This is a genomic window from Wolbachia endosymbiont of Aedes albopictus (genome assembly GCF_024804185.1).
GTDB classification, from domain to species: Bacteria; Pseudomonadota; Alphaproteobacteria; order Rickettsiales; family Anaplasmataceae; genus Wolbachia; species Wolbachia pipientis_B.
In genome coordinates this window covers 1-12,678 of the sequence record NZ_CP101657.1, presented here as the reverse complement: position 1 = coordinate 12,678, position 12,678 = coordinate 1, and the positions used below count along the sequence as shown (strand labels likewise).

The 12,678-nt window shown below is 34.9% G+C and carries 11 protein-coding genes and 1 tRNA gene; 3 read left to right on the top strand and 9 right to left on the bottom strand.

What is annotated here, in order from left to right; genetic code table 11:
* Window positions 1–211 precede the first annotated feature (211 nt).
* Window positions 212–424 carry a hypothetical protein gene (locus NHG98_RS00060; RefSeq protein ID WP_259245408.1) on the top strand — a complete coding sequence of 71 codons (213 nt, stop codon included), beginning with the start codon at window positions 212–214 and terminating at the stop codon, window positions 422–424.
* A gap of 198 nt (window positions 425–622) precedes the next feature.
* Entirely contained in the window at window positions 623–1,462 is an 840-nt protein-coding gene (gene prmC, locus NHG98_RS00055; RefSeq protein ID WP_096616663.1) for a peptide chain release factor N(5)-glutamine methyltransferase, read from the top strand.
* Between the two features lie 161 nt (window positions 1,463–1,623).
* Here the strand turns inward: prmC and NHG98_RS00050 are convergent, their stop codons facing one another.
* The 8 genes from NHG98_RS00050 to NHG98_RS00015 all read right to left on the bottom strand — a co-directional run bounded on the left by NHG98_RS00050 (window position 1,624) and on the right by NHG98_RS00015 (window position 9,832).
* Entirely contained in the window at window positions 1,624–2,475 is an 852-nt protein-coding gene (locus NHG98_RS00050) for a P44/Msp2 family outer membrane protein (RefSeq protein WP_096616660.1), read from the bottom strand.
* A 113-nt stretch (window positions 2,476–2,588) separates the two neighbouring features.
* A complete protein-coding gene (locus NHG98_RS00045; RefSeq protein WP_096616658.1) occupies window positions 2,589–4,604 on the bottom strand; it encodes a type IV secretory system conjugative DNA transfer family protein in 2,016 nt (671 codons plus the stop codon).
* Window positions 4,605–4,634: 30 nt separating this feature from the next.
* On the bottom strand, window positions 4,635–5,627 hold the full coding sequence (virB11, locus tag NHG98_RS00040; protein WP_096616656.1) for a P-type DNA transfer ATPase VirB11: 993 nt from the start codon (window positions 5,625–5,627) through the stop codon (window positions 4,635–4,637).
* A gap of 1 nt (window position 5,628) precedes the next feature.
* Complete coding sequence (locus NHG98_RS00035) at window positions 5,629–7,074, bottom strand: TrbI/VirB10 family protein (protein WP_096616654.1); 1,446 nt, start codon at window positions 7,072–7,074, stop codon at window positions 5,629–5,631.
* A gap of 16 nt (window positions 7,075–7,090) precedes the next feature.
* Entirely contained in the window at window positions 7,091–7,891 is an 801-nt protein-coding gene (gene virB9, locus NHG98_RS00030) for a P-type conjugative transfer protein VirB9 (protein ID WP_182183934.1), read from the bottom strand.
* Window positions 7,878–8,558: a VirB8 family type IV secretion system protein gene (locus NHG98_RS00025; RefSeq protein WP_096616652.1), complete on the bottom strand. Its 681-nt coding sequence runs from the start codon at window positions 8,556–8,558 to the stop codon at window positions 7,878–7,880. Before NHG98_RS00025 ends, virB9 begins: the two co-directional genes overlap by 14 nt.
* Before the next feature lie 72 nt (window positions 8,559–8,630).
* Window positions 8,631–9,713, bottom strand: coding sequence for a GTP cyclohydrolase II (locus NHG98_RS00020; RefSeq protein ID WP_096616649.1), 1,083 nt, complete (start codon window positions 9,711–9,713; stop codon window positions 8,631–8,633).
* Window positions 9,714–9,744: 31 nt separating this feature from the next.
* Window positions 9,745–9,832, bottom strand: a tRNA-Leu gene (locus NHG98_RS00015).
* 170 nt (window positions 9,833–10,002) lie between these two features.
* Between NHG98_RS00015 and NHG98_RS00010 the strand changes: the two genes are divergently transcribed.
* Window positions 10,003–11,268, top strand: coding sequence for a metallophosphoesterase family protein (locus NHG98_RS00010; protein WP_096616647.1), 1,266 nt, complete (start codon window positions 10,003–10,005; stop codon window positions 11,266–11,268).
* Between the two features lie 27 nt (window positions 11,269–11,295).
* Here the strand turns inward: NHG98_RS00010 and dnaA are convergent, their stop codons facing one another.
* Entirely contained in the window at window positions 11,296–12,678 is a 1,383-nt protein-coding gene (gene dnaA / locus NHG98_RS00005; RefSeq protein ID WP_096616644.1) for a chromosomal replication initiator protein DnaA, read from the bottom strand.

Genomic DNA, 12,678 nt, shown 5'->3' with positions numbered 1-12,678 from the left:
GTCGCGCTTATTTTAAGCGTTAGCACATTATTACAGCGCCACTTACAGTAATATAGAGTCAAAACTCGCTACTCGGGGCTTCTTTTGCCTTTTTTTTCGTTTGGTAAATTTCTTAATGTTTGTAGCTAAACGACAACCGTCATACCGCCGCGGTATCTCTTGTTAGCGGATGAGATACCGCGAATGAATCGCGGTATGACGGTCTGCTAGCTTGTTAGCGGCTAAGAGATACCGCGGCGGTATGACGGTCTGTGGTGGTATGACGGTTAAGCAATTCGTCATCCCGCAGCGGGATCTCTTGTTAGCGGATGAGATACCGCGAATGAATCGCGGTATGACGTTCTGCTGCTTGTTAGCGGCTAAGAGATACCGCGGCGGTATGACGGTCTGTGGTGGTATGACGGTTAAGTATCCCAGTGCTTGACGCTGGGATCTGATGCAGTTATTTTAGGCTAAGGTAATCCACATAGCAAATGGTGTCATGCAAGTAGCTGACACTGGAATCTAGAATTTTTTTAACTAGATCTTATGGTCAAGCCATAGGATGACAGGAAGGTAAGCCTTATTTTAGTTAGCTATTATACTCACCGTTTGTGGTTGAAAGGAGCACATTTTTAGAATAATGAAAACAATCAGCACTTTAATTCAAGAAGGATCGGAGTTATTATCGTCACATAAAGTTGAATCACCACATTTAGATTGTGAAATCATCATGCAGCACGTACTTGGAGTGGAAAGATCATTCATAATTATGAATCACACTAATCAGGTACCAAGAGACAAAGAACTTCTATTTTGGAAATTAACAAAAAAAAGAGCGGAAAGATATCCAATATCGCAAATAATAGGTAATCGTGAATTCTGGAGTAAAAATTTTATAGTTAACCAGCATGTTTTGGATCCAAGACCAGATAGTGAAACAATAATCCTAGCAGTGTTAAAATATTACCCAAATAAAAAGCAGAAACTAAAAATTGCAGATTTTGGTACAGGCACAGGTTGTTTATTGATATCCGTACTTAGTGAGTATGAATATGCCATTGGTATCGGTTTTGAAAAAAGCTTGGAAGCATACAAAGTTGCCTATCAGAACACAAAGAAACATGATCTTCTCAGCAGAGCCAAAATATTTCCAAGCTCATGGACAGAGTGCAGAGGTTCATTCGATCTTATAATCAGTAATCCTCCATATATTAAAAGAAGCAAATTGAAGGACCTGCAAGCAGAAGTGCAAAAGGAACCAAGAATTGCTCTTGATGGTGGAATTGATGGTTTGAGCTGTTATTTGAGTATTTTTCCAATATTGAAAAAGTGCCTTAAAAAAAATGGGTTTGCAATATTGGAGATAGGTGAAGATCAAAATGATATTGACAAAATAATACCCTCATACAAATTAGCTTTTCAGGAATATGTATATGATTTGGCAGGAATGAAGAGATGCATTGTTATGCAAAAAACATAGCTAATGTTTTCTTCCTTCATCTCATATTATCCTATGTCACCCCAGTACCCTCTACCTCATCATCCCAATGCGTGACACTGGGATCTATATTTAACTAGATTCTATGGTCAAGCCATAGGATGACAGAAACGGTTTTATGCATTTTTTAAAGGGCAACATGTTTAAGCTTTACTAGCAAAATGGAAAGTAAGGCCAGCCTCTATGCCGTGTGTGTGAAATAGTTGATTACCTACATTTATATCCTCTTTTAGTGCATCTTTTTCATCAATAATACTAGATGTACCATCTGGTTTTTTTACTGCTTTCTGCATTGCTTGAAATATAAAATTGTTACCCATAACACCAAAACCTCTATATCCGATATGCATATTTACATCTTCATTTATGCGATAATCAAAGCCAGCTTTTAATTGACCTGCAGGTCTTATTGACGGTTTTTCAAACATTGTCATTCTTGTTGCACCGATTCCAATACCAATGTAAGGAGAAAAAGAGAAACGGTCACTTTTCCAATGATGATAAACATTTGCCATTACAGATATGTTCTCAATTTGGTCATGATTCACTATAGCACCATATAAATGTTTTTCTTCTGCATTATTTTTATTTTTAACTACTTTTACGTATGACGCGGTCATTTGACTGCTTGCTAAACCAATATTATCCACTTTTACAGAAGAATACATTCCTTCTAATTCAACTCTGTAGCTGTTGCTACCCAATTCTCCTGTGTAACCCAATGCTACATTTGCAGCAAAAGGCGGATTATAATCTCCTTTATACTTACTTAGTAATTGACCTTCTGTATTCTGAGCATCCCTGTCATTCATAGATACCTTATTAGTATCTGCAGCATCCTTATCTCCAATTTTTGCTTTCAACTCACCCATGTAATTTAAATATTGACCGTAATACCCACTGCCAAAGTAAAACCCTTCTGTTTCACTTGCAAAAGATTGTTGTGACAGCAGCAAAGCAAATGCTGTAACCGCTAATGTTTTCTTACTAATCATTACTACTCCCCTAGTTAAATTAGCTACTCTAATACTAATTAATTAAAAATGGCTTAATATGAAAAACCTAATTATTTTGCACTTTCCTGAGCTAAAAATAGGCAAAGTTAACCTTACTTCTCGTCATTTTTTAATTTATCGTCAATATCCTCATCTTCAAATTCATCCTCCTCTTCTTCGTCATCAAATCCATCATCGCTCCTCTCGTCATCAAACCCGTCATCATCATCTTCAAACTTATCGTCGATATCTTCATCATCAATATCTTCGTCTGCAAATTCATCTGATTCATCATACACTGCATCTTCAGTTTTAGTTTCAGCAGGATAATCAACTGAATTAGGTCCCTCAAGAGCATTATTCCCCTCGTTATTAACCTTATCTTTGCTCGCAGCGGCAGAAAGAACTTTGTTTGGGTCATATGGTTCTTGTGTAGGCACACGAGTTTGTTTAAGCAGCCTTCTTGTGAAGGTGGTATCACTGTAGTACAAAATTTTCTTTGATTTAATTGGGTAAGTTGACTCTATTAAAATTATCTGATCGTCGCGTGGCAACATAATAACTTCTTGAGGCAATAGCAATGCCCTCTGTGTTTCAGAGATATGCAACGACCTTGAAGCAGGATTTAAATCTAAAAATTTAGGCTTATTCAACGATTCTTGTTGTACAGTTTTGTTTCCTATAAGTTGCGATATTAAATTAGCTGTTTCAATATTATTGGCTGCAAAAGTTATTCTGTAAGTCGAGTTTGACAAAAAGGAGTTCATTCCTGCTTCTTCGTATATTCCTTTGAGCTGCTCAGTATCTTGAACAATTAAGAATAACCTAACTCGATAACCACGAAAATATGCAATACCTGTTTGAAATTGCTCCATTTTTCCAAGTGTAGGAAACTCATCCATTAAAAACAATACGCCATAAGGCTCGTCATCCGATGGCAATTTCCTACATAGAAACTCAGTTGCCTGTTGGTAAAAAACCTGCATTAAAGGCCTGAGCCTAGTCAAGTTGTCAGGAGTTAAACCAACATAAACTGTAGTTTTCTTCTTTTTAAAATCTAAAATATTAAAATCACTTGACGCAGTTGCAGTATCAATCAACGGGTTTGCCCATAATTCAAGCGATGAGTTCATAGTTGATACAACACCCGACCTTTCTTTATCAGCTTTTTGTAAAAAAGCTGCAATATTCATATATGCTACAGGGTGTATTATTTTACCCATTGTATCAAGAGCAACAGCAAGATTATAAACTACGTCATCACTACGCATCGTACGCACAACTTCACCAAAAGATTTAACTTTCTCTGGTGCAGCAAGTAAGTATAATACCACTCCAACAAATAAGCTTCTTGCTTCATTTTGCCAAAAGTCTTGTTCAGGCATGATGAGGTTAGCTATTTTTTGCACATCGTCAACCATCTGTCCAGGTTTTTTACTAATCCATTGTAATGGATTGTAACAGTGACTCATTCCATCTGGCTGCGCTGGATTCCATACGTATACTTTTTGTCCTTGTCGTTCTCGCCAACCACTTGTTATTTCATAGTTTTCTAATTTTATGTCGTGTACAATTACCGAGTCAGTCCAAAATAATAAATTAGGAATTACAAAGCCAACGCCCTTACCAGAACCTGTAGGTGCAAATAACAATGCATGCTGAAACCCATCAGCAATAAAGTATCCTCTTTTATCTTTACCAAGCAATAATCCCTTTTTGCTTCTTAATCCTGCTTTTCGTATGTCTTTCTCTGATGCCCACTGCGAGTCTCCATGAAGTGATTCTTTCTTTTTAAATGGTCGCCACTCAATTATCCTTTCTCTTAAGTTCCATAAGATAATCATTAAAACAACAATAGGCATTGTAGAAGATAGAATTAATTTAAATTTGAGCTCAAGGCTATATAACTCTGGGTGGTGCCAACAATATTGTATATGATCAAAAATCGTTGGCCAAAGAGCTTGAGGGAAAGGCGTCAAACTAGGATTAATTGCCTTAAAATCCACAGCATCCGGACCGTCAACTAATAGAAAGAACAATATACCAGATAGATAGAAGCAAAACTCAAGTACGCTAAAAGCTACTACACCTCCTATGAGAATATTACGTAGGTGATTTCCATTACTCATAAACTACTCTTTTTTAACTTATGTATAAATTTAAGCATTTTCGCTCGCAGATCTAGTAAATAATATCTCAGAAATGCTTCTTTTGCCCCCACTGGTTCTTTTTAGCTGAATAACAATATCAATCACATTTCTAATGTATGGTATAATTTGGTCTGGAGGAATGCCAAGATTTGCCTGCATAACCATCAATTTTATTTGCTCAAGGGCCATTGTTGGACTATCCGCATGAAGAGTTGATATTGATCCAGGATGACCAGTATTTATCGCCCTAAGAAAACTAAAAGCTTCCGCTCCACGGAGCTCACCAACTATTATTCTGTCTGGCCTTAAACGTAAGCACGCCTCTATCAAATCTTGAGTGGTTACTTTTGCTCTGCCCTGCCCTCCTTTAGAGGCAATTAGATGGACTTTATTGGGATGTTCGTTCAAAACGATTTCCCTTGCATCCTCAACAGTAATAATTCTTTCCTCAGTTGGAATAGCACGCAAAGTAGCATTAGTAAAAGTAGTCTTACCAGTGGAAGTTCCACCGCTAATTATAATATTTTTCTTACTTATTACAGCGTATTCTAAAAACTCTTTTATTTTTTTTTGCCTTAATAGTAAATCCAAATGACGGTCAACTGGATTATCAGTTGCTTCTGTAACAGTTTCAGAAAAAGCCCCCATTTTTTCGTAATCATCGAGTGCTAATTGCATGCTAGAAGGCTTACGAATCGACATGACTACTTTATCAGGTTCACATGCTGGTGGAAATACTATCTGTATACGATAACCATTTGGTAATGTTGCCGAAAGTAACGGTGCTTCTTCGCTAAGTTTTTGTTCTTTAGCTTGAGCAATCAATCTGCCAAGAGATTTTAAATGGCTAAGGTCAAATATTTCTAACTTTTCACATCTTATTTCACCGCGATTTTCAATCCATACTTCCTTTGGCTTATTTATTGATATTTCATTTACGCCTTCTTCTTGAAATATGCCTTGTAATGGCTCCAAATATGTATCAAGTGCAGCATAATTCATTTCATTGATTTAATATTGCCTGTGGAGGGAATACTATATCTTGGTTAACAAATACTTTCAATGCGGTGCCTTGATCAACATAAACAGTTGGTTCTTTATCTGTATGTTTGTTAACTATATCTCGCATATCTTTAGAAAAATCATTGATTGACTTCCCTATTGCTTCTTCATAAACAGACTTGCTTTCTCTTTGAAATTGTTGTAATAGTTGATTTACATCTTCTAGGCTTATATTCACATTACCCTCATTAATGCTTAGTGCTTTTGCTATTTCCTTTTTCATTATTTTCAGCAAATCCTGCTCATTTTTAGCGTTCCGAATTTTTCCAATAGCTCTAAGACCAAGTTTCCATTTGTCACTAGATATTTCCCCTTCTCCTTCTAATTTAATAACATCTTTGAGTGAGGAAAGATCTATTTCAGTTGCAGTAATAAATCTCACCATGCCCATAACGGTTGATTCGTTAACAAGATTAGAAGCTTTTTGCCCTATAACAGCTGAACCAATTGAAACACCAGCAAGTGCAACTGAAGAGAATAATACACTTACTATTTTATTATCAACCATTCCTGCTATCCCTGCTCTACCAAGCTCATCAATACCAAGTGATGAGATAGCAATATCTATTCCATGTGGCAGAATCACTCTGTTCCAATTTATATTTACACGAGCTCTTGCGACATTCGAGTCAAATGAATAACTGCCTATCAATCTTGAGCCTTTAGGTATTAAAACTGTATCACCAGTTTCTGCATAAACATCTCTACTCACCATAGCACGCAGCATTCCTTGCAGATCAGAGCTTATTGCAGTTTCAAGAACGGCATCAATAATTTTACCTTGAGTAACCATTAAACCAAGCTTTCCTACTCTGGTAGCTTTGCTCGATTGTGCTGAAGTGTCAGATAAAATAGCATCAGCAGCCTTGTTTTCTCCACCATCACTTGAAATTGTTAACATTTGTACACTACGTCTGTCTCTAGGATAACCGCCACCCCCTATTGTAGGAAATGAGGTAGGTAAATTGCCCATAATATTACTAGAAGGAAAATTTTGCTTTGGCAAAATAGGTATATTTGACACAGGAGTTTCTTTTGGTTTCTCTTCTTCTTTTCTAATTTGTTTTATTTCTGGTATGATTGGCGGTGTAGGAAGAGGAGGTAAGGGTGGTAAGGGATCAGTTATTATTCTTTCAGGAACCATTACATTATCTGGAACTTGTTCCAACTTTCCCTTCAATTCTTGAACATTTTGCTTTGTTTCCTCTTTAATAACTTCTGAACCCTCTTTATGAGAAGGACTAAAATAGAGATAATACACTCCACCAATCAGAAGCACTAAAATAATGACCATCAATGCCCTATGACCTTGATTAGAGCCAACTGTTACTACCTTGTTCTCTATTTCTGATTCATCTTCTGAATTGTTACGCCTTTCTTTATTCATATTGCATATACCACAGCTAAAGTGACCTATTTATAATTTCAACTTCACCATCTTCATAACGCATAAATAGCTTTTTATGTACTCCTTTTATTATAACATAATCATCAAATAACAGCCTTTTACAAGGTTTATCCTCCTCTTCTACAAAAATCTGAGGTATTCTATTATTATTTCTAAATTTTAAATAGGTTAAATAACCATCATCAAATAGCTCAATTGGAACTATATCCGCATTACCACCTTCATCAATATATGTATAATTGTACTTCGTATCATTTTCTTGTATTATTTTTTCTGGCTTGTCTGTAGTATATTGCATTTGAGTAGGTAAAGAAACCTCATCTAAATCAACATCAAATTCACCTTCTTCTTGAGGATAATAAAAACGTACTACGTAAGATATATCCTTTTCAGCAGAATAATCGTGACCCACTTTCTTAGCATCAGTATCTGGGTATTTATCGTAATTTGGCCTTGAGATTAAATCAAAAATGTAATTTCTTTTTTTAGTTGTCGTAATAATCATGTTAGTGCGGCTACTAACTTCAAATGGCATGATAAGCAATTTATTGTCATAAGGATTAATTTTCCAACTTGATGCATCACCAACAGCGATATTTTTAACTTTTTCTCCTTCTGCAAATTCAATATAAGAATAGTAACCTTGACTAAAAACCACCGTAAATACTTCATTAGGGCTATACACAAAAGTCTTTATTCTACTATCTACAGAAATAGGCTCATTATAATTAATGGATGCGTTTAAATTGCTACTTACAAGTAAAGCTAAAACTAATAATATCCTATACATATTCATCATCTACTCTATATAAAATAACTTGAAATCCTAATGGGTTAATATATCTTTGCTGATCATTCATTTCAAGCGATGCATATCTATATGACATAATAACTATCTTATTTTTTCTTGTGGAACTTCCATCTTTCCGTGTAAATTCCACAAAAAACCTCACCTGAAGAGCATCGTTACCCAATTTTTGAATTGAACGAATTTTAAATTTACTTTTGGTATCTGAGTATAAATTAAAAAGATCATCCATATTCTGCGATCCTATGTAATTTCTAAATTCATTATACACATTAGATGAGGAAAACAACCTCACCTTTGTATAATAGTTATAATTATAATGATATGGATCAAAAACCTCCCTTGCTTTTATATACTCTGAAATAAAATATTCGTTTAGCGCTTCATCTGCAGAATACTGCTTTACTGTGACAGGATCAACCAATTGTACTATTCCTGATTTCTTGTCAATTTCTATAACAAATGGCTCAATAGTGCTACTTGTGCTAATTTTAAATATGACTAATATGCTGATAGAGATCGTTGCTAATAATATTAATGCAAATAAAAGTAGAATATTCCTTTGAGCAACAACTGTGCTGTAGCGGTTTGAATTCCAATCTATATCCTTATCTAAGGATTCAGTATTTTTTTCTCGCTTAAAAAATCTTAGCATTCTAGTATTCCTAAAAATCTTAACTTGTGTTAAAAAACATAGTAAATTAACAAAGTAGTTACAACAAAAAAGCTAAAAAACTCTTAACTTATGGCCTAGCTTACCAAACTTTGTCTCCATATACGAATCGTTATATTTATTACGTTCCACAATAAGTGGTAGACACTTTGTAACTCCTATACCACTACTTTCCAATTCTGACAATTTCCTATTATTGTTTGTAAGTAATTGGATTTTGTTAATGTTCAATTTCTTAAGCATTTTAGCTGCAACAGCAAAACTCCTTTCATCATCTTCAAAACCTAATATTCTGTTTGCATCAACAGTATCAAGATTATGTCCTCTTTGCACACTGTACGCTCTTAACTTATTAGTTAAACCAATGCCTCTTCCATCTTGCATCAAATACAATATAATACCACTTCCAGAGTCAGCTATCATTTGAATTGCTTGATGTAATTGACTTCTGCAATCGCATGATAAGCTATCTAACAAGTCACCCGTATAGCACGAAGAATGAATTCTTACTAATGGTTCGTCATCTTTATCTGGATTGCCAATGATAATTGCATGATGTTCTCTTCCACCACTTTCTGTTCTATAAGATATGATATCTACTTCTTGAGTCTGTTTTAAAAATAATGATGTTTTGCACACTTCATACACACTCTGATTTTGTTGAAAATCATTTACGAGTAACGTATCTAGTACAATAATGTCATTTTCTTTACACCAATTTCGCATTTCATGCTTATTCTCAAAAGTCATATCAGCTACTAACGCGTATGGCAATAATTCTGAGAACTTAAGCAAGGCAACAGCATATTCATCTATTGTCTTTGAGCATTGCAACTCTTTTATGCTATCTTCCTTTGAACAGTTTATTAAATGGAGCAGTTCATCAAAATTGCTTATCAACAGACGTTTGCTGCTATGTTCTTTATTCTGAGATATGTATTCTACCTTACTTGAAGTTAAAGTAACATATACATTGCTTGATATAAGCTTGTATTGATTAAACAAATCTCTTTCTAAAACCTCAGCAGCAGCAAGCAATAGGTAATTACTTTCATCATATATTACAATTGGCCGGCCGCGCCTGACTTCGCTAATAGCCCTTTCTACCTTATTGCTACTTTGATTTCCTATAAACATTTTTACCCATACTAAACAGCGATAAAAAAACTGGTGCGGCCGAGAAGACTCGAACTTCCAAGGCCTTATGAGCCACAGCGACCTCAACGCTGCGTGTCTACCAATTCCACCACGGCCGCACTATATTCTAGTTTTTATATAATTATTTTAAATTATTTAATCATTTTAGAATTTTTCATCTAGAGTGTCAATCTGATACTAGAATAATCTAGAAATTACTTGTATAATTTGATTATAAATTTTAACCATTTAAGATAACCTTTAATTTTTAACTTAGGTTTTTACACAAATGAATGTAGCTAATATCTTTATTTTTTTAGCTCTCTCTCTTATAACTAGCTTTCATTTCGTCCATGCACAGATATTATACACATGGTCTCAAGTTATCCCAGAAAATAAATTAAGCATACGTGCAATTACAGACAATGACATGTGTCCCTTTGTTTATGTCGATGGCAAAGAAATAGAAATGCTGAATCGCAACTCAATTAACAATGGTGATCATAACGAAACAGTTTGTGAACTGACAGTACAAACAAGTGCCAAAAACATTAGTATTGAGGATCTACGAGTTCCTATATTACCAGAAAAGGTTAATAAAATTGCTTTTATTGGTGATACAGGTTGTAGAATAAATATGTTATTTCAGCAGGAATGTAATTCGGTAGATAGCTGGCCTTTAAAAAAAAATTTAGATTCAATCGCCCTTCATAAACCAGATTTAATTATCCATGTTGGTGATTATCATTATAGACAAACAAAATGTAGAAATACAAAAAAGTGTGGCGATATTTATGGATATAATAAAAAAGCTTGGTACGCTGATTGGTTTGAGCCTGCAAAGGATATTTCATTACAATCCCCTTTCCTTTTTGTTCGTGGAAACCATGAGAGTTGTAAGAGAGCTTATGAAGGATGGTTCAGATATCTAGATTCATACCCCTTTTCGTCTGAAAAATGTGGAAACTTCGTTTCTAGTTGGTCCTTAGATGCTGGACCAATGAAATTTTTTATCTTCGACTCTTCATCCGGTGAGGATATTTTTACAACCCAAAGCACAATTGATGCTTTTGAAAGGCAATTTGATAAATTGATACAAGATAAGCCCACGTGGTTTTTAACTCATAAACCGCTTTGGAGATCTCCAAAAAAAGAATTTTTGACATTAAAAAGCCATGGTAATCTTACACAAATTGAAGCTTTTGGAGATAAATTTCCAAGCAATGTTACTACCATAGTTTCTGGCCACATTCATATAGCCCAGATTTTTTTAATGGATAACGTTCCAGACCAGATTATAGTTGGAAATGGCGGTGCATCATTACACGCTCAAGACCAAGAGCATGTTTATCAAAATGTAGAATTCGACTATCCAAATGGTAGAAACTACTTAGCACACGAGGTTAGAAATTTTTTCGGCTTTGGCTTTGCAATACTAAACTTAGATGATCAGGAATTTACCTTCTATAATCAACACAATAAGGAAATGTATTCTGCGAAGCTAACAGAAGATTTTAAACTTAAACGGATTAAAACTATAGTAGATTCATTTTAGGACTTGTTATTAGCTATTTTAAAAACGCTACTTAAACATTTTTTTTAATCGATTGATTTCATCAGCAAATTTTGAGTCGGTCTTTATAAAATTTTCTACTTGTTTTACTGCATGTATAACGGTAGCATGGTCTCTGCCACCAAAGTTTCTCCCAATATCTGGTAGGCTTTTTTGCGTAAATTTTTTGGCAAAATACATAGCTATTTGTCTTGGCCTTGCAAGACTGCGAAGTCTTCTATTGGATTGCATATCTGCAACCTTTATATTGAAAAATTCAGCTACTTTCTTTTGTATTTCTTCTATTGTGATCGACCTATGATTTGACCTAAGAAGATCGATTAGGGTTTCACTAGCTGATTCTACCGTCATACTTCTTCCAATCAATGAGGTATGGGTAACCTTATTTAATGCTCCTTCTAATTCTCTTATATTAGATTTTATGTTCCTTGCTAAAAACTCTAGGACATCTTTCGGAACATACATATTCATCTGCTCCACTTTTGCCTGCAATATACCAAGCCTTAATTCAAAAGTTGTTTCATTAATATCTGCCACCAACCCCCAACCGAGTCGTGATCTTATTCTTTCTTCCACTCCATCAAGATCACTAGGAGACCTATCAGCTGATATAACCAATTGCTTATTTTGGTCTATCAATGCATTGAAAGTGTGAAAAAATTCTTCTTGTGTACTGTCTTTACCACTGATAAATTGCACATCATCTACCATCAATACATCCACTGATCTAAATTGCTCTTTAAATAACATAATGTCTTTGCTTCGTAGAGCTGTAATATATTGGTACATAAACTTTTCTGCTGATAAGTATACTACCTTTCTTTTTGCTGATGGAGAATTGACTATATGCCAAGCTATGGCGTGCATTAGATGTGTTTTACCAAGCCCCACTCCGCCATACAAAAATAAAGGATTGCTACCTAGTATCGGATCCACAGATTCTGCCACACGCTTTGCTGCTGTAAATGCCAATTCATTCGGTTTTCCCACTACAAAATTATCAAAAGTGAACCTTGGATCAAGTGGCGAGCCAAGACTATGATTACTATCCTCTCTGTTTTTCAGTATAACATTAGAATTTGGATTTTTTTCTTCAGCGACCTGAATATCAATAGAACGTATACTTTCACTCTCGTTTTGCCATAATGATAATATCTTTTCCATGTAATGAACTGTGATCCACTCTTTTATAAACCTTGTTGATACAGACAATAAGACTTCTCCATTTCTGCTGCTAACAAATTTAAGTGAACTTAGCCAGCTATTGTATGTTGCTTCTCCATAAAGATTATAAAGACAACTTTGGATTTTTTCCCAAGCGGTATTATAATCCGTCATTGTAACAATCTGGTCAAAAAATATAGTAGAAACCTTAGGGTTAATTAAGTTCAT

Excerpts from the sequence above, each read along its gene's own strand:
- prmC (WP_096616663.1), top strand. The coding sequence starts at position 623 with ATGAAAACAATCAGCACTTTAATTCAAGAAGGATCGGAGTTATTATCG.
- NHG98_RS00050 (WP_096616660.1), bottom strand. The coding sequence starts at position 2,475 with ATGATTAGTAAGAAAACATTAGCGGTTACAGCATTTGCTTTGCTGCTG.
- NHG98_RS00045 (WP_096616658.1), bottom strand. The coding sequence starts at position 4,604 with ATGAGTAATGGAAATCACCTACGTAATATTCTCATAGGAGGTGTAGTA.
- virB11 (WP_096616656.1), bottom strand. The coding sequence starts at position 5,627 with ATGAATTATGCTGCACTTGATACATATTTGGAGCCATTACAAGGCATA.
- NHG98_RS00035 (WP_096616654.1), bottom strand. The coding sequence starts at position 7,074 with ATGAATAAAGAAAGGCGTAACAATTCAGAAGATGAATCAGAAATAGAG.
- virB9 (WP_182183934.1), bottom strand. The coding sequence starts at position 7,891 with ATGAATATGTATAGGATATTATTAGTTTTAGCTTTACTTGTAAGTAGC.
- NHG98_RS00025 (WP_096616652.1), bottom strand. The coding sequence starts at position 8,558 with ATGCTAAGATTTTTTAAGCGAGAAAAAAATACTGAATCCTTAGATAAG.
- NHG98_RS00020 (WP_096616649.1), bottom strand. The coding sequence starts at position 9,713 with ATGTTTATAGGAAATCAAAGTAGCAATAAGGTAGAAAGGGCTATTAGC.
- NHG98_RS00010 (WP_096616647.1), top strand. The coding sequence starts at position 10,003 with ATGAATGTAGCTAATATCTTTATTTTTTTAGCTCTCTCTCTTATAACT.
- dnaA (WP_096616644.1), bottom strand. The coding sequence starts at position 12,678 with ATGAACTTAATTAACCCTAAGGTTTCTACTATATTTTTTGACCAGATT.